Genomic DNA, 22968 nt, shown 5'->3' on the forward strand with positions numbered 1-22968 from the left:
TGCAAGCTAATCTGGGCGTCGGAAAATGATACGTTTTGAAGCGGTCAATAAAACCCATAAAGGCAGCCCGCGTGCGGCCGTCAGCGATCTGACGCTTAACGTCCGTGAGGGTGAGATCTGTGTATTTGTCGGGCCCAGCGGGTGCGGCAAGACCACCATTTTGCGCATGATCAACAGGCTGGATATCCAGGACAGTGGCGGCATCTTTGTCAACGGCGTGGCGACCGATCAGCTCGACGTGGTGACGCTGCGCCGCGGCATTGGCTTCATGATGCAGAGCGCTGCCTTATTTCCCCACCAGACGGTTGCAGAAAATATTGGCGCAGTCCCGCGGCTGCTGGGCTGGAGCAAACAGAAAATCCGCCAGCGCGTGAGCGAGCTCATTTCCCTGGTTGGGCTCCAGCCGGAATTTCTTCAGCGCTACCCTAATCAGCTCTCGGGCGGGCAGCAAAGTCGCGTCGCCCTGGCGCGGGCATTGGCCTCGGATCCACCGGTTGTATTGATGGACGAACCCTTTGCCGCGCTTGATCCGGTGATACGCGAGCGACTGCAGGATGAACTGGTTGCGCTTCAGAGACGTTTGCATAAAACCATTATCCTGGTGACCCATGATATGGAGGAGGCAATCAAGATCGGTGATCGGATTGCTATCTTCGAGGGCGAAGGGAAACTTGTTCAGTTCGATACACCTCACAATGTTCTTGCCCATCCCGCCAGCGCGTTTGTGAGGGACTTTATTGGCAAAGATCCGCTGTTAAAAAGGCTTTCGCTGATGAAGGTTGCTGATCTTCCGGTGGATGAAGTCAGTTGTGAATTCAAACTTCTACTGGATGATAAGTCCAATCCGTTGAAGTGGGTCAGTGAGTCGGACGTGCCTGTTCCGCAACTGACGACGGTGTCGAGTAACGACTCGTTGCATCACGCGCTGGTTAAAATTCTAACGGTTCCTATCGGTGTGGTTGTGCGCGTGGACGAGGCGGGCGCTTACGACGGTTGCCTCTCGATTGCCAGCCTTCACAGCGCACTTAATAAGCCCGTTTTGGAAGTGCACCATGATTGACTGGTCCTGGATCGTTGAAAACTGGCAGCAGATCGGTCAATTGTTAGTTGATCATATTCAACTGGTGACCCTGGGCCTATGTACAGGGATGCTGTTAGCAGGCGCAATGGTGCTCTTGACGTTATGGCAGCCAGGATTGGCGCGGCCGATGATTTACGTCTGCGGCATACTCTTTACCATTCCGTCCCTGGCACTGTTTATTTTAATTATGCCTTTTACCGGCTTATCCAAAACCACGGCGGTCATTGGTTTAAGTCTGTATTCCTTGCTTATTGTGCTGCAGAACACCCTGGCGGGGCTGGCGAGCAACCCTGCGGACGTTTTGGAGGAAGCGCGGGCGCTCGGGTATACGCGCATGCAGCGATTCCTCGGGGTTGAACTTCCACTGGCGCTGCCTGCGTTATTGGCGGGCCTGCGAACAACCTCGGTTACGTTGGTGGGGCTGGTGACGGTAACCGCCTTGATTGGCCAGGGCGGATTAGGCCAGTTGTTTATCACCGGGCTGGCGCAAAGTTTCACTACGCCAGTGGCGGTCAGCCTGGTTCTGACGGTGATATTGGCGTTATGTTTTGATTTGCTGTTTTATTCAATCAATCAATGGCTGGTCCCCTGGGTGCGCTGATGAACATGATCGCAGGTGTTTGCCTTTGGTTTTCTCTTCCTGATAATTGGTTGGGTGATAACGGAATACTGACTCGGCTCACGGAACATATTTATTATGTGTCTCTGAGCCTGATTATTGCCTGTGCAATAGCGTTGCCGCTTGGCGTACTTCTGGCTAATTACCGCAAAGGCGCACAGGTGGCGATAGGCTTGTTCAATATCGGGCGAGCACTGCCTTCTCTGGGTGTCGTAATACTTGCAATTATGCTTATTGGCTATGAAACCAGCACGGTAATTATTGCGTTGGTAACCATGAGCATTCCGCCAATATTAACCAATACTTATGTTGGCATCGATCAGGTGGATTCATCTCTGAAACAAGCGGCCAGATCAATGGGCATGCGCAGATTGCAGATGTTTTTCCAGCTTGAGTTGCCGCTGGCTTTTCCGCTGATCTTCTCTGGATTCCGGTCCGCGCTGGTGCAACTCATCGCCACGGCCACCATCGCTGCTTATGCCGGCTTCGGCGGTCTGGGCAGGTTTCTGATAGATGGATTGGGCCGAAATGATACGCCGCAGATCGTTGGTGGCGCCCTGTTGGTATCGGCACTGGCGATTGTCAGTGAGTGGCTTTGTTCAATGATGGAAACACTCATGGTTCGAAAGTGGCAGGCAGGCAATGCTGAACCAAGCGCTGCATGACCCTGAGCTTTTTAAAGTGCGTATTAACTTTGCAGAGGTGCAAACCTACATGAAAAACCAACAACGTTCGAAGGTGCGCTCAGCGCAGGTGGTTTCATTATTGCTCGGGTTAGGCTTGCTGGTTGGCAGCACGTTTGTCAGTGCTCAGTCCATCACCATTGGAGGAGCCAACTTTTCTGAGCAGACGATTCTCGCCAACATTTATGCGTCAGCTTTGAAAAATGAGGGGATAGACGTCAAGACCCGACTCAACCTGGGCAACCGCCAGGTCATCGCCCAGGCCCTGGAAAATGGCGATATAGACGTCGTCCCCGAATACCTGGGGTCACTGTTGAGTTTCTATGACGACAAGAGCGCTCTGACCACCCAACAGGACATCCTCAGCGCGTTGCAACAGAAGTTGCCGACAGACCTCCAACTGCTGGAGCCCTCGTCCGCAGGCTCCATTACCGCCTGGGCCGTCACCCAAAAGACCGCAGAAAAGTACAACTTGCGCACCCTGTCCGACCTGGCGCCCGTCTCGGGTGATTTCACCCTGGGCGGGCCTCCGGAAGTCGCCACCGCTGCGTTAGGCCTGCCGGGGTTGAAGGCGGTGTACGGCATCAACTTCAAGAGCATCAAGTCGCTGGACATGGGCGGGCCCTTGTCACGGCTGGCGTTGAACTCCGGCGCTATCGACGTGGCGACGGTGGTCTCCACGCAGGGCATCCTGGCGAAAGAACCTTGGGTGGTCCTCGAGGACGACAAGCACCAGCAACCCCCGCAAAACATCACGCCACTGGGGCGCAAGGCCTTGCTGACCCCGGAGGTCGCCAAGGCACTCAACCAGGTCTCGGCAAAACTGACCGATGACGACCTTAAGCAACTCAATCGCCTGGTTGATATTGATCACAAGGACCCAACAAAAGTCGCGGCGCAGTGGGTCGCCGAACATACGGTCAAGACGGCCCAGTGAAAATGAAAGCGACGCGGGTCAGGTCGCGGAGGCGTTATGTCGAATAACAGCATGATTTTGAATTTGTTCTTTTTTAACCCCCAGGGCGATCATCGTTTTTCCTGGCGCCACCCGCTGTCACCGACCAGGGAAATATTGACGCTGGGTTACTACGTAAAACTGGTACAGGCGGCCGAAGCGGCGAAGTTCGATGCGGTTTTCGTCGCGGATCACGTCGCGGTCTGGGATTCAGTGGCAAGTGGCTTGCGGCACTATGCCAACGCCCGCCTTGAACCGATTACGCTGTTGTCCGCGCTGGCTGCGGTTACCGAGCACATCGGCCTGATGGGCACGGCTTCGACTTCCTATAACGAGCCTTTCAACCTCGCACGCTATTTTGCTTCGCTGGACTACCTCAGCGCAGGGCGCGCCAGCTGGAATATCGTGACGTCCTGGCTGGAAGAGGAGGCTTCGAATTTCGGATTGTCAGGCGTGACGAAACACGGCGATCGTTATCTGCGGGCCGAAGAATTCATTCAGGTCGTCAAGCAGCTTTGGGACTCCTGGGAGGAGGGCGCGCTTGAATTTGACAAGGGCACCGGCGACTTTGCCGACCCATTCAAAATTCACCCGATCCATCACAAAGGCGCACATTTCAGCGTGCGGGGGCCGCTTAACGTGCCGCGTCCACCCCAGGGCCACCCGGTCCTCGCCCAGGCGGGGTCTTCCGAAGCCGGCAAGAACCTGGCCGCCGCCCATGCGGACGTACATTTCTGCTTTATCAATTCGGTCGAAGAGGGACTGGCGTACAGGGCCGATTTGAATCGTCGACTCGCGTTGAAGGGCAGGCACGCCAGTGATCTGAAAATCATCACCGGCGTGCTTCCGGTGGTGCTCGAGGATGAGACTGAGGAGGCGCGGCGTCGGCAACTGGAGGACAGCCTGATTATCGATGCGGTGGCGATTGACCTGGTCTCCAGCTACACCCGTCTGGACTTGACAGGGCTGTCGCCGGACGGCCCATTGCCCGCGTTGCCGGATGAGGCTGAGTTTGATGGTATTCGAACCGAGCTGGCCCTGCTCAAACAGTACGACGCTTCCTTGTCCATTCGCGAAATAGGGCGCCGGTTGGTCAAAAGCTCCAGTACCTGGCTGCTGATCGGAACAGCGGAGCATATTGCGGACAAGCTGTCGGCGTTATACGAGTCGAATGCCGTCGATGGCTACAACCTCATGTTTCCGTTTCTACCCACTGACTTTGAAACATTCACCCGTGGCGTGGTGCCTCTGCTGCAAGCCCGAGGGGTGTTTCGCCGGGAATATGAACCGGGGACACTAAGGGATCGCCTGGGGTTGAAGACGCCTGCCAACCGTTTCCTGCTGTGATCGGCGCTGATCGCACCTTCTGAATGGATCTGATATGACCAGCGATCTATCCATGTACCTGGCCCCCGCCAGGGTTTCACAGGCACAGGACGCCTGGCTTGAGCGCATCCTGGCGATTCTCGGCGAGCGCCGAGAGCAAAAACCCATCGTTGATCTCGCGTCGCACTGGCTTTCCCCCGATCTGTTGTTATCTCAGACCTGCGGCTATCCATTTGTCACGTCACTGCGGGGAAAAGTCCGGCTGATAGGGCGCCCGAGCTATGAGCTTACCCATAGCTCGGCAGGCAGCCATTGCAGTTTGCTGCTCTGCAGGGCCGATTCGGACGTGACTGACCTGGCAGGTTTCCAGGGCAGCCATGGCCTGATAAACGCCCCGGATTCCAACTCTGGAATGAATTTATTGCGCCACACGCTGGCCGGGGTCAGCGCATGTGGTTTTTTTTCGACGCTCACCTTCACCGGATCCCACCGGGAGAGCATGCGACGGCTTAAAGAAGGCGAGGGCGATTTGGCTTCCATCGACAGCGTTACCTACGACTATCTTGCGAGAGATAACAGCGCCGAGATCGAAGGCCTCAGAATCCTGCTGCGCAGTGCGCGCAGCCCCTGCCTGCCTTACATAACCTCGATAGGGCAAACGGCGGCGGATGCCGCTTCAATCAGGAACGCAATGAACGAAGCCTTGAATCAGCTTCCTGAAGTTTCCCGCGACCTCGCGATCAAGGAGGTCCTGCCGGCCAGTGAAGCCGACTATGAGTGTCTGCTTGAATACGAACGCAGTGCGGCCAGCCGCGGCTTTTCGTTTTTAGCGTGCTGAGCGGCGGGCCGTTCGGGGATAGTTTCCTTAAACGAGTAGAACTGAACCGCCCCAACATTCTTCATGCATTAAAAACGGCGGGGCTGAACGACCATAGCGAGCGTGTAAGGATGCGTGATAGCGATGCGCTATCAACGCGGTGTGTATTGCTAACTGGATGACTGTTCTGGGTCGACGTATCGTCAAGACATCACACGTGATGGGCTGGTAATAGCGTTCGCGTCTTCCAAATCAACAGAGACCTGTAAAGGTCATATTTCCGAGTTAGCCATGCAGAAAACGCTTTCGTTGGCCACGCGCATAGGGCTTAGTTTTGCAGCCATCCTGGCGCTGCTTGTATTGATAACTGCCATTGGCATTCACCGCGTTGCGTTCATTGACTCCACCTTGGGCGACGTTAGCGAAAATGCCGCCAAGGTGCAGCGCTACGCGATCAATTTCCGAGGCAGCGTGCATAACCGAGCCATTGCCATTCGGGATGCTGTGCTGGTCAAGACTGATACGGATTTGGCAACACATTTATCGGAGGTTACAGCCTTGGAAAAGGCCTACTCCGATTCTGCCGCCCCAATGGATCAGCTGTTCAAGAGCGCAAGCGTAACAAGTGAGGAAGTTCGACTACTGAAAGCGATCAAGGATATCGAGCAACAAACCCTTAGCTCCACCCAAGCGGTAATCTCCTTGCGTAAAGCGGGTGATATACCAGGCGCTCAGGCACTGCTGATGCGCCAAACCTCCCAGGACTACAGTGAGTGGTTGAAACGCGTGAATGCGCTGATCGACTACGAAGAAGCGTCGATCAAGGCGAAGCTTGGTGAAGTTCAGGCAACCGCCAGCCATTTCAGTACGCTGATGATTATCGCGACAGGTATTGCATTGCTGCTGAGCATCACATTGTCGGCTGTCATTATTCGCTTCGTTAAGTCCACGCTGGGTGCGGAGCCCACAGACGTTGCATTGGCCATCGAGCGGCTGGCGGCTGGTGACCTGAATCAAACGATTTCAACAGATTATCCCGGCAGTGTTATGGGCGTCCTTAAAGACACGCAGGGGCATCTCGCAGAAACTATTCGCCAGGTGCGAAAGGCGGCGCAGGAAGTCAACGAGTCGGCCACCCAGTTGTCCGGCGCATCATCGGCTAATAATGAGCAGACCCGCTTGCAAACTCGCGAAGCCGAGCAGGTAGCCGCATCCATGATGCAAATGGCGGCGACGGTTAATGAAGTATCTGGATATGCCGCGCAGGCAGCTGATGCCTCACGGTTGGCTGATACTGACGTAGGAAGCGGGAACATATTGGTTGCAAGCACCACGGTTGCTATCGAACAACTGGCATTAACCCTCGAGCAAACCACTGCTACGGTGAACCAAGTGTCCGAGCATAGTGAAAATATTGCGTCGGTGATCGACGTGATCAACGCCATCGCCTCGCAAACCAATTTGCTAGCTTTGAACGCTGCTATCGAGGCTGCCAGAGCTGGAGAGCACGGGCGTGGATTTGCGGTGGTAGCTGACGAAGTACGCTCTTTGGCCAACCGGACACAGCAATCGACCGAAGAAATTCGAGCGATGATCAGTACGCTGCAATTGGGTACCGAAACAGCCTCTCAAACGATGCGCGATAGTTGTGAGCTGGCGAGCCGAACGGTTACGCAAACCCGCAGTGCGCAGAATGCCTTGGCAAGGATCAGCGAGCAGGTTGCCGCAATCAGTCATATGAACACCCAGATCGCAAGCGCCTCGTTGCAGCAGAGTAGCGTCACTGATGAAGTCGCTGAAAATATCAATCGAATTCATGGCTCGACTGTTGCGTCGGCCACGGCGGCGCACCAAGTGTCGACCGCTAGTATTGAGTTATCAGATTTGGCGGAGCGTCTTACCGCTAAAGTGGCGTTCTTCTCTGCTGCTTAGAGGGGGTTGTCCGGTCGAACACAGTAAAGGGTAACCAGCACCCGTTGAAAGTCAGGCGGCGTTTCGGCGGCGCCGCTTGGCATTTATAGAAGTGCTGGATTCATATGACTGCTATCCAGCCCTATCCGGCCAGAACTGATCCACATTCGTCGTGGGTCTTTGGCTCATCACAGGCCGCAGCACCCAACCAGCGGCTGCATGCACACTGATTAAGTCCGAGAACTCTTCTTCATCGCCTAGCTCAAATCGTGCAGGCCTCGCCCGAGGGGCTCGCTCAAAGACCATCCGGAGAAATTCACCTTCAACCCCTGTCGCTGCGGTGTGCAGCACATAGGGCCAACTCTATAACGTTCCGCCGTAGGAAATGGTGCAAGCCTGAGCAATGGCCAAATCGCGCCATCCGTTGAATACTGTAAACGCAGCGACCCCTTGGAAACGGTTAGACGAAGCCAAAAATCGTTCGGGTTGCCGAGGAAGCAGCTAGGCGCCCAGTCCGAAAGGCCTAGGGTTAACACGCTACTGATCATTGGCCTGCCGTCATTAATTTCTATGCCTGCCTTTAGCCAAGTCTCCTGATCAAGCCTGAGCATGATTCCTGCCTGATCGTACAAGTCGCGGAAGTCGGCTTTGATTCTGATCTGAGCAGTAAAGTCTCCTGAGGCTGCGAACCCCAAGAAGTGTCCGCTATCGCGTATGAATCCGTAATGGGTTTCACGCCAAAAATCAGTTTTTAAGTCGGTAATCACGTCCAAGGAACCGTCAGTAAATGTTTGGCAATTACCTGGCTTATTCAACCATTCAGCAGTTCGCCAAATCGATGCTTCAAAGTCCTGACCGACCTCAGCTATGAGGTTTTTATCCGTCATGTTACCTCCTACGCCATCAGCTGAGTCTAGATTGCATTCAGTTCCTTCTGCTGATGATCTATGGCTATCGAGACAAATCTAACCGGTAGAGGCCTATGGTTTCATGGGCGCATCAGCGGCTCAATACCGATCCATTTCCTGACAGGGTGATAGCATAGTTTGAGTTGCGGGATTTCCAATCTTTGGCCTTCAACAAGTAAAGAACCTAAGTTGATGCCCCATTTCGAGCTGGCATTGAATTCGCTTGTTTTAAAAGTGACATAAGCTGATCCATGGTCGTTTTCATTCGTGATTTTGCGGGGCCGGCGCTGTACTTCGGCACTGTTGATATCGTAGCGCGAGGGGCGAACATACTCTGCGTTTAACCTTTTTTTTTGGGGGGTCGGCACTTCGAGGATAAGTGCGTTCCTCCTGTATCGAGCCGTCTTCCTTATGGATTTTCAGCGATGCTGTTTTTCCTTCGAGAAACTCACCGGCTAGCTTTATGATTTCGGCCTTCGTGGTTGCCGTTTTCGTCGCTCGTTCTGCACCTCCCTTCTTTAAGGCCCAACCGCTGTCTGTTGGAGTGATGTGGTAGTTATCCAATACGAGCGACACGTCGCGGCGCGTGAACAACATCCTGGGCAGGTGAGCAGGCAAGTAAGATACGCTGTTCGCACGATAAGCCGTCGGTATTCGGTGGCCTGAAAACAAAGGCGTTATCAATGTCGAAGCATTTGCTGTTGGGCTGGACCCGTTCCTTGTGCATGCTTGCTGCCTTGAGCTGCGCGGCCACCATGGCAGTGGCTGCCCCGCCTGAAAAAACCGCTACGGCGGCACCGGACACGCAATCGGTATCCCTGGCAGGCGGCAAGCTGAAGTTCGTGCTGGAAGGCGTCGAGGCCCGTTCCTTGAACAGCGAGAACGGCGGCACGATGTACTTCGAACCGAAAAGCGAGCGGGCCATCATCGTTACCGAAGGCCCGGTGCCGATTGCGGGCACCACTTCGGACACTGCGTTTCGCCTCGCCGTGGATACCCTGAAAGAAAAGCAGCAGGCCGCGTCACCCAACTTTCGCATGACCAGCGAGGAGACCATTCAGGTGAACGCCTTGAGGATGTACCGCCTGGACGGCACCGACGATTTCAACGGCCTGAAATTACTGATGGCCTCGTTGATGACAATAAACGATCAAAAGATCACCGTCATCGAAGTGATGTCCAGCGTAAACGACCCGGCTGGCCATGCCGCTGCGTTGAAGAATATTCTGGGTAAGTAATCATGCCGCCATGGGTCGTGGAATCCAGTGGATCTAAACAGCTGCAGTGGGCCGAAATTAACCATAAATTCTTGTTATAAAACAGGTTGCGGAATTTACGAGGAGCTCTATTACAAGCTATCGGGGTCCCCAAAGAACATTTTGACTAGACTCTAGGACGGTAGTTTCAGGTCATAAAAAACTAATGATGCCCCCAGTTTTGCCCCCAGTTACACTGGGTGCGAAAGTGCTCGCGATCGGCGATTTCTCACGGACTCCAGTATGGCAGTGGCAGGCTTCCGGTGTAATTCCTCATTGGATGTGGAGGTAGGGTGCAGGGCTCATCAAGGACACGCTAATCCGCTCTCGCTCGAAAGCAGCAACTCCGATCGGCTGTGTTCGACCCAATATTTGCATCCGCGTAATTGGTTTACTGGGCTTGGAGGCTTCTGCGAAACCAAGGGGCGATTCACTGGGCGCCAATCATTGTTGATAGACCCCTCGTCAAAAGGCACCTGATTAGGGCGCCTTGCGGGTGATTACGCTAACTGATGTTCGAACATTGTTGTTCAACTCGGCTCATGCGACTCAGAGGGGCTCGTACCATCTGCAGATCTACGTGAATGGACGCCAATGTTCAGAGGGCCGGCAACACCCTCCAACGCGCTCCGTCCCTCTCGTGTTGCTACGAGGGCGACACCTTCGCCCCAGAACTGATCTTGGTTTACGTCCTGAGGGGCACCATCACGCCACCAGATAAGTCCTGCGACGCAGACACCGTTCCTGTCGAGGTAGTGCATCCAATTGCCTTGATCATGCCGCCATTCCAGGTAGTGCAGCCATTCGGGGCACAATACCAGCACATCATCAGAGTAAGTTGGGATACCGCTGATGGAGAGGCGGCCGACAATGCTCTCTGATGGTTCGTCTAGAGCGCATATGCCATCAATCCACAGTGCCGGGGGGAAGGGCGCGTCCTGTGCTTGCCCAATAAGCCTCCTCGACATAGAACGGAGCGCGAGCACGCTTCATCTCAAGATTTTGTCTGATAAGACGCCAATAAAAATGAGTGATTTCTGCGATAGCGGAGTCCCCGTCATCGATTATGGCCATGTGTGCGATGGATAAGTGGGGAAGTAGGGTGTTGAAGCTGGAAAAGCCCGAGTAAATTCGAGAGCACTGGAATACGGACGAAGCATCGCAGTTCATCTGGGTTGATGACGCCTTTGGGGCGATGCAGTACGAAGCCGACCTGGTGATGGAATGGAACCGGATACTCCCAGCGCTCTCGACGATGATCCGAGCGGGCCATCGGGTAGTCCTGACTAGCCGTGATTACATCTACAACAGCGCGCGGCGTGATCTTAAGAGAACGGCATTTCCTTTGATCGAGAAAAAGGGCAGGTCCGTGTTTTTGCAGAGACTCGATGTAATGCCTCATGTCATGAAGGGGGTGTTTGACGTATGGTTCCATCAGGATTGGATGACTGCTGCCTGGGATGGCTTTCAGGGGAACAAGGAGTGGTGATGAAAATGCTGTCCAAAGCTGTTGCCAGCAAGCTTGAAAATTTTGCGGCGCCAAAGCGTGGTGATGAATTTGAAGATCTCTGCCTAGATATTTTTGAGCACGTCCTGAGTAAACAAGGGTTTCCCATCATCGGGGGCCCTTACTCACGGATCGTTGCACGGGGTGTCAGTGGCGATTCACAGGGTGGTGTGGACATTTATGATCCGGCGACTCTGGCTGCAGCCCAGTGTAAAAACCAAGGAAAGGTTTACGTCTCCCATCTTGAGGATGAAGTTCAGAAGCTTCAGAGCTTTAGTAAGCCGGTTGCCCACTACATCTTTCTGTTGAGTCGCGACGGCGTGCCCAAGGCCTTGCAGGATTGGGTGGATGAGGCCAATCAGCGCAGGACGGATGCTCGTTCAGATGACGCTAACGCTGCCTCTGAGGTGGGTGTGGCTGTCCCCATGCTTCACATCATGGGGTGGAGGGAACTCAAAGGATATTTGTTTGCGAGTAATTTTTTGATGTGGAAGTGGGGGGTGGCTCACCCCGTGATCCATCAGTACCCCTATCTCCCAACGTTGGATGTGAGCTTCTTGGCTGAGACCATGGACGCGCTCAGGAACAAGCTGGATGCGCTGCCGAATAGACGAGACTCCAAAGACGCTGTTGAAGGACTCTTGCGTTCTGTTGATGCTGAGGGACTTGTCAATCTGGTCGCAGACTCAAAAGTTGAGCGAGAGGTATTCGATGGGCTCGGGGAGTTCATCGAAGAGTTTTGGCGCGCTGTACGGGTGGCCAAAACCTACTCGGTTGCGGTGAAAGACGTAGACAGTCGAGATCCCATCATCATGGAGCAAGGCTTTGCTTTGATGAATGATCTAGCACGTTACTTGCCCCGGATATCTGCTCTGCGGTACCTGCGGCCGGTGTGCAAAGCGAGCGAAGCGCTGTTGAACGTTTTCAGGGATGAGGATAGCTATGACTGGGAGCAAGTCGTTGTCGAACACCAAGGCATGGAAGTCGAGGTAGATGGCGACAGCACGATGCTGTTCAACTTCGAGCATGAGGACTGGACCAGTCCTTACTTTGTCGATCCTGAGCAAGTGAATAGCTTGATCAAGGACATCGTTGAAGGGGTTGAGCATGCAAGGCGGGCAATCGTGGACGTTAGAACCGTTGAATGAGATGTGGGAGGCCAGTGCTGCAGATACTGTCACTGGCCTTGGAGCATTAGATAAGGCTTTCCTCTGCAAACGAAAACGCTTCACCACTGCCGACAATGACATGATCCAGCACCTGTACATCCACCTGGCTGAGCAACTGCTTCAAGGTTCGAGTGAGGGTCCTGTCGGTTTCGCTGGGCTGTGATTGTCGATCAGGCGCAGTGTGGAGGTGGCCTTCAATCCGCTCCCCAAAGCCTCAGCTTTCTGGCCGTCGACGGTATGCGCCACTTGTTCGCCGGTCAAACAGCGTTGCAGGGATGGGTCAATCCAGGGTAAGCAGTCTCCGCAACCAGCCCGCGGCCATTACCCTGCGTATGCAGGTAGACCCAGACCACGGCGTCCCAGAAGCCTTCCCGGCCTTCGAGCTGGCCAACACATTCGACCAACTAGCTTCCCGACTTGCGGCTGGTTCGTGCTGGGGCAATGGCAAATGGTGCCATGCCAAGTTGACGTGATTTTTGGTGACGATCGAGCAGTTGCAACTGCGGCAGGTAACTGGGTACGTTCGATTATGGTCAATGGGGAGTGCGTTGGCGTGCTGACTCAGCACCAGAAGTTAGATCCCACACGTGGCAATCAACGTTAATAGCTGTTGAACATACTCACGTATTCTGTTCTCGGGAATGACGTGAGCATGTCTGTATCAGGGCCTTACTTCAGTGATCGATCCGGTTTCCGTAGCAACTGAATTTCGGGGCCGGGTCTGGGAGGCTAGAACTGCACCTCCGTGATTGAATCAACGCCGAACCAGTTCCGTAGAATTGCGCTTGCGGGGGCAGATATCTCTTGAGTGAACAACAACGCCAATCGGATCTGGGGCCTGGAGCAGGCCACGTAGAATAGATTGCGATTGCGCTGAAATTTCTCTTGCCTGTTCGCGAGCACAGTTGGACGGCTCGCATTCTCAAGCATTTCCCCGAAGTTGTACTTGCTCCAACCTCTACCTACAACGACAAGCACATTTTCGAATTGAGCACCTTTGACGCCGTGCTTCGTTTCGAAAGGTGAATGACCGTCCAAGTATCGGCAGAGCGCCTGTACCTCGGAATAAGGAGTCCCGTGAAGTCCCATTAGCTCTGTCAGCCTTCGTGGGATGTCTTCTTCTGCGCTATCGAAGGTTTCAAGCTCGTGCTCAAGCTTTTCGATGGCATCCGGGAGTCGAGGACGGCGTGTACTCTGTAGGTGTTTGATGACCTCTCCCCGCGCATGGATCAGTTGAGACTCCTAATTGTGAACCCCCGATCACAACCTGACTGAAAGTGATAGCATATTGCCTACACCCCAGTAACGTTGGGAGGTGGGTTCTGCGACCTCCGCTTTGAATGTCTAGGATGAGCATGCGCATAGGGATTGATTTTGGAACGAGCTACATCGCAGCAGCTGCCTACATAGGCGGTGAGCTTCGACATATTTCCTTCGGCGGCGACAGCCAGTTTCGAACTGCGGTATTCATACCGGAGAAGTCTATTGACTGGACTCTTTTCCAGCCAGACGCCTATGAGCAGCAGGTCCGCGACAACCTTAGTGCTTCGACGGCGGCGTATACGAAGGCTCTCGGAGGATACGACGAGGCAACCAGCAAAATTCGGTTCCACTATCGATCGCTAGCGAAGAATGGCGACATTACTCAAGAGGAGGCACAGGCTCGAATTTCCTTGGCTACCTCGGAGCTGAGGAAGCCTGTATTGCCTTTGGCTGCGGAAATTCGGAGAGCGACCATTTCCGCAGCTCGACGCCATTGGGCCCATGAACAGAGGGAGGCGGGTAGGGCTAGCTCGATTAACGTCGACGAATCAGCAGTTTTTGGCGAAGACGCGATTGAGGAATTCTTTTGGTACGAGGAAGGCCGACTCATCCAATCTCCGAAATCCATGCTTGGTTTCAGGTTAGCTGCTCCACAGCGCGAAGCGATTGTGAAAATCGTCTCGAATGTCCTAAAGCACGTCCGGCGTGCGGCGACTGAGCAATTGAGTGTCGATGTCACTGAAGCCACTATTGGCAGGCCTGTTGTATTTAGAAGCTCCATGGGGCCAGAGGGAAGTGACGAGGCAGTGGCGCTACTGCGCGAAGCAGCACATCGTGCGGGATTCAAATCAGTGGATTTCCTGGCAGAGCCGCAGCAGCCGCAATAACCTATCACATGGATTTCCCAGAGTCCCAGTTTGCGGTAGTCGTGGATGTAGGAGGTGGTACCACTGATATCGCCGTTGGGCATGTCGGTGGTCAGGAGGGGGCGCCGAAGCTGGACGCCAGTTGGGGCTTAGCTAAGGGCGGCACCGATGTGGACCTTGGACTTTCTCTTCGCGCGGTAATGCCACTATTTGGAAAAAATGACTGTCGCCTGCTCGCACCGTTTTACGTCGACGCTGCCATGGTCAGCGACCAGAACCGGCAAGCGGCCTTTCGAAAAGTAGACGTTGATTCGATCAAAGCTCCTTACAAGAAGCGTTTGCTTGCGCTGCAGCGGTATGGGGTCACTGTCAGGATGAATCGTGACGTAGAAAGGCTCAAGGTCGCTCTCAGTTCAGAAGCTGAAGCAGACGTTTCTCTCGATTACGTGCAGAAAGGGCTTCGAGCCAAGGCGGGGACATCTGATCTGGAGTTTGGATATGAAAGGTACATGCGCTCCTTCAACGAGTTGCTCAGTCAGGTGAGGGGGGCGACCGCTGGCCGAACTCCGATTGTATTGCTTACCGGCGGCATGTCGCGAGCGCCCTATATCGCAGAGGCTGTCAAACGTCACTTTCCAGGTAGTGAGATACACCATGGAGATGCGTCGCTAGGGGTGGTAGGTGGCTTGGCGATGCATGCGGCCACGGTGCATAAGACGCCCTTTGACACTCATGCAAAACTCTGACTGCTTCGGCCACTGCCCAACTCCCGCAATGGCGAGAGCCCCAGGTTTGTGCCAGCACATTGTTCCGTATGCGTAATTGCAAGCCAAGGAGACAAGGATGACCCCCCGATCCACCGGCCAGCGTGCCCAGATTACCTCACCCCCTATCTATCTGATTTCCCGCCTGAGCACTCGGCCAGCATCATCCTGGCCAAGAGCTTAGTTACAACTCGCGCCGGTTATCCGAGCAAAATTTATAACCATCTGAGGTCGCTTCGCGATCTTCTAAGTGAAGTTTTCCAACATCGTTGCTGCTACTGCGAGATATACGCGGATCGTACTTCTGCTGGTGTTATAGAGCGATTTAGGCCTAAATCTTCCCGGTCTGCGTTTGAATCCTTCGATCAGAATTATTGGCATCTGCAGCTTGACTGGCGCAATCTCTATTGGGCTTGTTCTACGTGCAATCGCTACAAGGCTGATCGTTTTCCTCTTTACAACTCCCTCGCAAAAAGCGGCGCTCCATACATCGAAATCGTCGAGTTTGAGAGTCCAGTGCTCCTTGACCCCTGTAGGGACGATCCCGATGAACATTTGATATTCATGTCGGACGGCTCCGTAGAGGCGCACACGGCTCGCGGCTGGGATAACATCAAACTCTTTGACCTGAACCGTCGGCAGTTGGTGCTCGCACGTTCGGAACAGGCAAAACTATTCGAGAGCGCTAGTAATGAGGAGCGGGTCGCACGAGCCGAGGGCCACTCTGCTCACTGTGCTGTTTGGCGACAGTTGCTACGCGCCGGGGATAGACCGCTTACCAGGGATCCGGTCGATGCTGGACCCAGCCGTTTTATGCCTGGTACGGCACAGATTTCCATCGATACTGAATTGGGTATCGGAGTCGAAAGCTATAAAGCCATCTCTCAATACATCACTCGAATCCAGATCAAAAATTATGGCCCCATCCACCACTTGGATCTCGACCTCAGCCAGTCGCTGTCGGAGCAAGCGCCTTGTTTTGCTCTGCTTGGTGAAAACGGGGTGGGTAAGAGCACTGTGTTACGGGCCTTGGCCTTGGCGTTGTCGGGGAAGGCCTACGCGAAACGTCTAAAAATGACCAGCGCCAAGCTACTATCTGCTGACGCCTACGAGGGCGAGGTTAGGGTGTCGGTGGTTGGTGCGGACGAAGACACGGTCGTAACGTTTCGACGATCCAAGCCTCTGAGCTTCAACACTGAGCATTCTAGGTCACTTGTATTGGCTTACGGCGCAACGAGATTACTTCCACGAGGGCGCCATAAGCCAAAGGCGGGGTTAAACCACGCAAAAATCGATAACCTTTTTGACCCGTTTTTGCCACTGACTGCCCCGGAGGAGTGGTTGGCGGAGCTTGCTCACGAGCAGTTGGATGAAGTCAACCGAGTGCTCGCCAGTCTGATGCCTGATGACCATCTTGTGAAGGTAATCCAAGGGGCTGGAGTGGGCGACCTTTCACTGGAGGTAGGTGGTGCACTAGGGCGTCGAATCAGTCATCTGAGCGATGGCTACCAGTCGATGCTAGGCATGGCGGTGGATATCATGCAAGTACTGTATCGGTTTGGCTCAGACATAGAATCAACAGAAGGAGTCGTCCTGATTGATGAGCTGGGCAATCACTTCCACCCGGCCTGGCGCTTGCAATGCTTGTCCGCTCTGCGAAGTGCATTTCCACGCACTCAGTTCATTTATAGCACCCACGATCCGTTGTGCCTGCGGGGCCTTTACGAGGGGGAAGTGGCGGTACTGAAGCGAGACAGGCTCGGTCATATCTATGCCCTGGAAGACCTCCCCCCGGTTTCAAAGCTTCGGGTAGAGCAGTTGCTGTCCTCGGAGCACTTTGGGCTACGCAGTACTGCAGATCCGCAAATGGAAGCGGACATCAAAGAATACGAAACACTGCTGGGAACACCGAATCGTACCGAAGAGGATGAGTCGAGACTCAAGGAGCTCGTCCAGGAATTGACCGATGAACGATATCTGGGGACTACCAAGCGCGAACGGCTGGCTCTCCAGCTACTTGATTCCTCAGGCACCGAAGAACCACCCGCGCTGCAGAATGTGAGCGCCGAGAAGCTCTCGAAGGCAACTGTTGCTCGACTGAGGTTTGTCATGCAGGAGATGTCGCCCAAGACATCGCCAGATGAGGTAACTCCACTATGATCAAGGTCGATCGGCCCAAGGATAGTGCGCCAAAGGGTTTTGCTGCTGCGGGGGGCAAAGAACGGCGAAGGAATCGAATCGCCAAAATCGCGAACGAGAAGCTGAAGTTTGCCGCATATTCCACCAAGAGCGTCCGAGACAAGTTGGATAAGCTTTTTGGTCGCAAGTGCGCATTTTGCGAGTCAATCCTTGCCGGCACTCAGTCGGGTGACATCGAGCATTTCCGTCCCAAAGGAGCCGTGATTGTGGAGTCGGCTGTCCCAGGGGGCGATCCGATAAAAAAGGACGGCTACTACTGGTTGGCTGCAAAATGGCCCAATTTGCTGATCTCTTGCGCCGATTGTAATCGGCCGAGAACCCAACCTGACTATGACAACCGCAAGCGAGTAATCGGCAAGGCCAACTACTTCCCGCTAGTCGACGAGTCTCAGCGGGCGACGGGACCCCGGGGGTTAAGGAATGAGGAACCGTTGCTTTTAAATCCTTGCGTCGATGATCCAGCGGAGCACTTGGTGTTCCTTGATGACGGTAGGATAGAACCCGCCATCATCGCCGGTCAGCTCAGCCCGAAAGGGGTCGCGAGCATCCGATATCTTGGCTTGGCCAGGGCTGAATTACTTCAAATGCGCGCTCGTCATCGTCGAGTAGTCATGTCAGCTATTCGTCATACATTCGCCGCCATGAAGGAAGGGCGCGATCCGGGGACTGATCTTGAAGATCTGGTGAAGTTGCTATCGCCTGATGAAGCCTATGTCGCTTACACCCGGGCGCTAGTGAGGGAACATATGAGCCCTTATCTTGAGGAACTACGGTTTGCCATTGAAGGGTAGGTTGGCGAACCGCTCATACAATTACAAAAGTTGCAAGCGTGATTCGAGCTCGGATAGACACGCCCTCCGTATTACGATCCCAACTGAAAATGTGTTGATGATGTCGGTATCGAGTGCGCTTTCGGAGATCATTGCTACGGCCTCTGAATATGCGTAACTATCGCGGCTTAGTAGAGATCCGTAACTGACTTGAGGACCGCCGATGGCAACACCAATGATTGATTTTCGAGCCATCCGCGCACATCACGGCAGCCAGCACGCCGGTTTCGAGGAGCTCGTCTGCCAATTTGCCGCGCTCGAGTCTCAGGGGGGCGTACCGTTCCACCGCAAGGGGGCGGGTGCCGACGCAGGGCTTGAATGTTATCGAGTCGAGCCCAACGGATCTGAAACTGGATGGCAGGCCAAGTATTTCTTCGAGCTCGGTAGCGGCGAAGCGGGGCAGCTCAAAGACTCCTTTGAAAACGCCGTAGCCAAACACCCCGCACTCGCCACCTTCATCGTATGCATACCTTTCGACTTGTCTGATGGCCGTGTTGAAGGCCGTAAGTCTGAGTGCGATCGCTGGGATGACTGGGTGATTGCGCGTCAAGCTTCCATCGCGCCTCGTATAGTTGAAATCCAACTCTGGGGCGGTTTCCAGCTCACAGAACGACTCTCACGGAATGATCCACTGTATGTGGGGCGTCGTACCTATTGGTTCGATCTCCCTCATTTTGGGTGCGAATGGTTTAAAGACCGGTTTGCGATCAGCCGTGCCGCTCTCGGTCGCCGCTACACGCCAGAACTTAATATCGAACTGCCTATTCGTCAGGCGTTAGTCGCATTCGCACGAGATCCCGATTTCGCGTGCAAGATCATTGGTTGGGCTGATGATCTCGACGAGGCGAGACATCGTTCGCTACGCAGCATCGGCACCGCACTGGGGGGAACATGTGATATAGATTTCACTGCGCTCGGCGACCAAATGGCTGCGATATCTTCAGCAATTCGCGGCGTACCACTTGGCCCAGCGAATCTCATTCCATTCGGGGAATGGAGCGCTTTATTGGCGATTGCAACTGCGGCGCTCAACCGCTGTCGGAGCGGAATCTGGGAGCTACGTCGGCAACCCGGCGCGGGTCAGTACAGTGGTCGCGACGGTCTTCATTTTGCCGAACATTTGCGCGAAGTGATCGATCGCGTTGTCGAGGAAATCAATGCCCCCTCGACCAACTTCGCTAATTCACACCGCCTGCTGCTGAGCGGAGAGGCCGGTGTTGGTAAGTCACACTTGCTGGCCGACGTCGCCGAGCATCATGTTGCGCACGGCTTCCCCGCCGTCCTAACGCTTGGTGGTGCATTCAGTGACGCGGAACCTTGGCGACAGATCGCCGAGCAATTGGGGCTGACAAATGTTCCTCCGGACGCAATTCTCGGTGCACTTGACTCCGCTGCCGAAGCAGCTGGCACCCGTGCGTTAGTGATGGTTGATGCAATAAACGAGCGTAACGGTGTAGCGGTTTGGTCCGAGCGTCTTGCCGCGTTCCTCGCTGTTGCCGACCGTTTTGAACATGTAGCGGTTCTTGTCTCCTGCCGCTCCACCTTCATTCCTTATATTGTGCGCGACCTCGATATGACCGCGTTACCTCGCTTGGAACACCCAGGTTTCGCAGGAAGGGCGGCTGAAGCCGCGCGTCGCTACCTCGACCAGCGTGGCATCGTTCGAATGGCAGCCCCGCATTTCGCGCCAGAGTTTGAGAACCCGCTGTTCCTGCGTACCTGCTGTGACATGCTTGAACGTCGTAATGAAAGCGAACTTCCGCGTGGACTGGCTGGCGTGTCGAAGGTTTTCGATTTTTATTTCAACGCGGTGGTCGAGACGCTCAATTTGCGGATGGGCTTGGCGCCAAGGCTAAAGCGTGTAGAGGCGGTCCTCACGGCGCTCACGGAAGAGATGGTAGTTGCCGGTACCGGCTATCTCTCAATTGACGCCGCGAATTCAATCATCGAATGTCTGCACAACTCAAACGGTCTCGCTGAACAAAGCCTTTTCTTCCAGCTCGAAAGCGAAGGTGTGATCGCAGTTGAGCCAGTCGGTGACGGAGAAGAGATCAACGAGATGGTTCGCTTTACCTTCGAGCGGTTAAGTGACCATCGTATAGCCCAGAGGCTACTCAATACTCATGTAGGCGACGGCGATCCTGAGCCAGCTTTCATCACTGGGGGGGCACTCGCATCTTATGTGGCGGGTCGAGGCTCCTCCAGGTTCGCGGGCATCGCCGAGGCATTGGCTGTACAGCTGCCAGAGCGTTACGGCGTTGAACTCATTGACGTTGTCGACGGCAAGTTTTCCCGCTGGGAACTTGCTCATGCCTTTCAGCTCAGTCTGCTGTGGCGTCGACAGGACGCCTTCACCAAACGGACCCTGGAGCTGGTTGAGGAATGCGCTGACGTAATCGGAGGTGACGCAGTTCTTGAGACGCTGCTTGCGATCGCCACTGAACCTGACAATCTCTTTAATGCCGACCATCTTGACCGTTGGCTGCAACCGTTACCGATGTACGAGCGCGACATTGAATGGTCGATTCGCGCGACGCACATCGCCGTGGATGGCGACGGCGACGGCGCGATAGAAACATTGATCGAGTGGGTGCTAGCCAACGGACTTGAGCCAATCGAGCTGCCGCGCGCTCGACTAGTCGCCATCACGCTCGCATGGCTTACTAGCCTCAGCCATCGTTGGGTCCGTGATATGGCGACCAAAGCGCTTGCGACACTATTAGTAAATCGCCGTGAACTCGCCGCCCAGATGATCGAGAAATTCGCCAATGTTGACGACGCTCATGTTGTCGACCGCGTTCTTGCTGCTGCATATGGTGCAGCAACGCGAAATTCCAGCGATGACGGACTGGCCGAACTCGCGCGAGTTGCCTTTGCGGCTGTGTTTACAAACGACCGGCCACCAACCCACGCGCTCGTTCGCGATCATGCGCGCGGGATCGTCGAGCTTGCCGCCAGCCGCGGCGTTTTGCCGGCGGACATATCGCTAGATTGCGCTCGGCCTCCTTATCCAGGAGGGAGGGTGCTCGAGACGGTGACCGAAGAAACTCTCGGCACGTATGTTCAGAACTATGGCAGCAGTTTATTGCGTGATGAAATTTGCAGTTCCGCGGTCGAGGATGGTGATTTTGCACGCTACAAAATCGATAATCTTGCCGGCGACTTCCTGTTACTTCCACGCTCGGAGCATGGTCGTTCCATGCGTGAGATCTACGACGCTTGGTACTTGGAAGCGATCAAACCCCATCCGGCGCGTACCACGGCGTTTGAGCGGGTACTTGAAATTGCAGCTCGCACCAATTCGATGCCTACGGGGCTCTCGCTTTTTCTTCGTAAAGATCACGGCGAAGCCAAAAAGCTGATGGAGGCGCGGCGTGCGTCCGAAAAAAAGCGTGACGCGACTATCAGCGAGTTCGAGCGTCTTTTGGACGAGGGGGAGATAGAGGAGTTTCATATTCGTGCTGCCGGCTTTGTGCGCGGCCGTATGTGGGACGAGCGAGCCGTAGCTGGGCATCCAACATATGCTGGTGATAGGTCGCGCCATTGGGTCGCTTGGCGCGCGCATGAGCTTGGGTGGACTCCAGAACGCTTCGCCGAATTCGACCGCGAGATGGCGGGCCATGACCGTAATGAGCACCGAATCGAGCGCATTGGTAAAAAATATCAATGGATCGCCTACCATGAAATGACCGGACGTCTTTCTGACACCTCGCTCGTAGGCGGTAACTATCAGGACGATCCCGAGCTCTTTCGCGGTCCTTGGCAAGTCGGGTCACGAGAGATGGATCCGACTATCCTTGTGACTCGTACGAAACAACGCGACTCGGATCGTCAAGGTCCGACCTGGTGGTGCCCTCACTTTTCTCGTTGGCGCGACGATCCGCCCGAATCGCGAGTAGCGTGGATGGAGGATCAATCGCGAGACGTGCCTGATCCAGTGCAGCAGATTGATGTAATCGACCCTGCTGGCCGACGCTGGCTCGTACTCGACACAAATGTTGGCCGTAATCATCTAGCTATGGTAGATGGCGAACGCGTGATTCATCGGATGACCTGGCACAAAGTTAAATCGATATTGGTAGCACGCGATGATGTTGAGCGTTTAACGGAGTTTCTAACCCAATCAGCAGATAATCGGGATCATTTTCCAGCATTCGATATGCCTCGGAATGGCTACCTTGGCGAGTACCCTTGGCATCCGGCATTCGACACCATCGATGGAAGTTTCGAGATGGGTTCGGACGAAGCAATTTACACGCAAGCGGCGGTAGCTGACTGGCGTGTCGAGCGCTCAGGCCATGACTATTCGATTGAGGAAAGCTTCAATCTTACGGTTCCCGCTCCAGCGCTTATGCGCGGCCTTCATTTACGTCTGGCGGAAGGACGCTCCCTTGCATACGCAACAGCAGATGGCAGAATTCTTTTTAAAGATCCGTCCGTTGACGAGCCCGGGTTCAGTGCGGCTGTTGTAGATCGCGGTGTGATGCGGGCGTTTTTGGACGCAGAAGGGTTAGAAATCGTGTGGGTTGTTACTGGTGAAAAAAGTGCCCATGGCGGATCGCGTCATGGCAGGGGGTGGGGTGGAATGCTTAATTATAGGGGGGTCTACCGGTTTAATGGCGATTCTATCCAAGGCCGACTCGAGTTCGAGAAACAGGCTCCTCGGCCTGAGCAGCTAGCGGAGCTTCTGGCCCATCCGTGAAAATGTGCTATCGGCTTCCGAATTAGGTGCGACATCACCGAGGTGATAAGCATTAATAACGGGCTTCGCTTTTAGTCTTCCCATCAACCACAAAGCTGATTCAACCGCATTC

Annotated in this window: 16 protein-coding genes and 3 pseudogenes; 16 read left to right on the forward strand and 3 right to left on the reverse strand. The window is 54.6% G+C overall.

What is annotated here, in order from left to right; translation table 11 throughout:
- The first annotated feature begins 25 nt into the window (after positions 1-25).
- From PSH94_RS12210 to PSH94_RS26095, 8 genes and pseudogenes are all read left to right on the forward strand, one after another.
- Positions 26-1060, forward strand: a complete 1035-nt coding sequence (locus tag PSH94_RS12210) for an ABC transporter ATP-binding protein (RefSeq protein ID WP_181079513.1) — start codon at positions 26-28, stop codon at positions 1058-1060.
- Complete coding sequence (locus tag PSH94_RS12215) at positions 1053-1682, forward strand: ABC transporter permease (protein ID WP_181079512.1); 630 nt, start codon at positions 1053-1055, stop codon at positions 1680-1682. The genes PSH94_RS12210 and PSH94_RS12215 overlap by 8 nt, the downstream gene beginning before the upstream one ends.
- Complete coding sequence (locus PSH94_RS12220) at positions 1682-2365, forward strand: ABC transporter permease (RefSeq protein ID WP_266249299.1); 684 nt, start codon at positions 1682-1684, stop codon at positions 2363-2365. The genes PSH94_RS12215 and PSH94_RS12220 overlap by 1 nt, the downstream gene beginning before the upstream one ends.
- Positions 2343-3320 carry an ABC transporter substrate-binding protein gene (locus PSH94_RS12225; protein ID WP_305437605.1) on the forward strand — a complete coding sequence of 326 codons (978 nt, stop codon included), beginning with the start codon at positions 2343-2345 and terminating at the stop codon, positions 3318-3320. The genes PSH94_RS12220 and PSH94_RS12225 overlap by 23 nt, the downstream gene beginning before the upstream one ends.
- Positions 3321-3356: 36 nt before the next feature.
- Complete coding sequence (locus PSH94_RS12230) at positions 3357-4685, forward strand: LLM class flavin-dependent oxidoreductase (protein WP_305437606.1); 1329 nt, start codon at positions 3357-3359, stop codon at positions 4683-4685.
- Between the two features lie 34 nt (positions 4686-4719).
- Positions 4720-5502 carry a phosphate/phosphite/phosphonate ABC transporter substrate-binding protein gene (locus tag PSH94_RS12235; RefSeq protein ID WP_305437607.1) on the forward strand — a complete coding sequence of 261 codons (783 nt, stop codon included), beginning with the start codon at positions 4720-4722 and terminating at the stop codon, positions 5500-5502.
- A gap of 270 nt (positions 5503-5772) precedes the next feature.
- Positions 5773-6285 (forward strand): annotated as a pseudogene (locus PSH94_RS26090) (MCP four helix bundle domain-containing protein); the annotation flags it as partial.
- Between the two features lie 606 nt (positions 6286-6891).
- Positions 6892-7413, forward strand: a pseudogene (locus PSH94_RS26095) (methyl-accepting chemotaxis protein); the annotation flags it as partial.
- A gap of 236 nt (positions 7414-7649) precedes the next feature.
- Here the strand turns inward: PSH94_RS26095 and PSH94_RS12245 are convergent.
- Together PSH94_RS12245 and PSH94_RS12250 are read right to left on the reverse strand one after the other, a co-directional pair.
- Positions 7650-8279 carry a DUF1349 domain-containing protein gene (locus PSH94_RS12245; RefSeq protein ID WP_266249308.1) on the reverse strand — a complete coding sequence of 210 codons (630 nt, stop codon included), beginning with the start codon at positions 8277-8279 and terminating at the stop codon, positions 7650-7652.
- Between the two features lie 366 nt (positions 8280-8645).
- Positions 8646-8864: pseudogene (locus tag PSH94_RS12250) on the reverse strand (DUF2188 domain-containing protein); the annotation flags it as partial.
- A gap of 119 nt (positions 8865-8983) precedes the next feature.
- Between PSH94_RS12250 and PSH94_RS12255 the strand changes: the two are divergent.
- The 3 genes from PSH94_RS12255 to PSH94_RS12260 all read left to right on the forward strand — a co-directional run bounded on the left by PSH94_RS12255 (position 8984) and on the right by PSH94_RS12260 (position 12211).
- Positions 8984-9538, forward strand: coding sequence for a hypothetical protein (locus PSH94_RS12255; protein ID WP_305437609.1), 555 nt, complete (start codon positions 8984-8986; stop codon positions 9536-9538).
- 1186 nt (positions 9539-10724) lie between these two features.
- Complete coding sequence (locus PSH94_RS26100) at positions 10725-11045, forward strand: hypothetical protein (RefSeq protein WP_370694774.1); 321 nt, start codon at positions 10725-10727, stop codon at positions 11043-11045.
- A complete protein-coding gene (locus PSH94_RS12260) occupies positions 11045-12211 on the forward strand; it encodes a hypothetical protein (protein ID WP_305437610.1) in 1167 nt (388 codons plus the stop codon). The genes PSH94_RS26100 and PSH94_RS12260 overlap by 1 nt, the downstream gene beginning before the upstream one ends.
- A gap of 46 nt (positions 12212-12257) precedes the next feature.
- Here the strand turns inward: PSH94_RS12260 and PSH94_RS26105 are convergent, their stop codons facing one another.
- Positions 12258-12431, reverse strand: a complete 174-nt coding sequence (locus PSH94_RS26105) for a JAB domain-containing protein (protein ID WP_116053777.1) — start codon at positions 12429-12431, stop codon at positions 12258-12260.
- 1156 nt (positions 12432-13587) lie between these two features.
- Here PSH94_RS26105 and PSH94_RS12265 point away from each other — a divergent pair.
- From PSH94_RS12265 to PSH94_RS12285, 5 genes are all read left to right on the forward strand, one after another.
- On the forward strand, positions 13588-14382 hold the full coding sequence (locus PSH94_RS12265; RefSeq protein ID WP_305437611.1) for a hypothetical protein: 795 nt from the start codon (positions 13588-13590) through the stop codon (positions 14380-14382).
- Between the two features lie 8 nt (positions 14383-14390).
- Positions 14391-15107, forward strand: coding sequence for a hypothetical protein (locus PSH94_RS12270; protein ID WP_305437612.1), 717 nt, complete (start codon positions 14391-14393; stop codon positions 15105-15107).
- A gap of 582 nt (positions 15108-15689) precedes the next feature.
- Positions 15690-17285 carry an AAA family ATPase gene (locus PSH94_RS12275; RefSeq protein ID WP_305437613.1) on the forward strand — a complete coding sequence of 532 codons (1596 nt, stop codon included), beginning with the start codon at positions 15690-15692 and terminating at the stop codon, positions 17283-17285.
- A complete protein-coding gene (locus PSH94_RS12280) occupies positions 17282-18115 on the forward strand; it encodes a hypothetical protein (protein WP_050516218.1) in 834 nt (277 codons plus the stop codon). The genes PSH94_RS12275 and PSH94_RS12280 overlap by 4 nt, the downstream gene beginning before the upstream one ends.
- Positions 18116-18317: 202 nt before the next feature.
- Positions 18318-22856: an ATP-binding protein gene (locus tag PSH94_RS12285; protein WP_305437614.1), complete on the forward strand. Its 4539-nt coding sequence runs from the start codon at positions 18318-18320 to the stop codon at positions 22854-22856.
- The last annotated feature ends 112 nt before the right edge of the window (positions 22857-22968 follow it).

The sequence above is a fragment of the Pseudomonas sp. FP2254 genome, assembly GCF_030687695.1.
GTDB classification, from domain to species: Bacteria; Pseudomonadota; Gammaproteobacteria; order Pseudomonadales; family Pseudomonadaceae; genus Aquipseudomonas; species Aquipseudomonas quebecensis.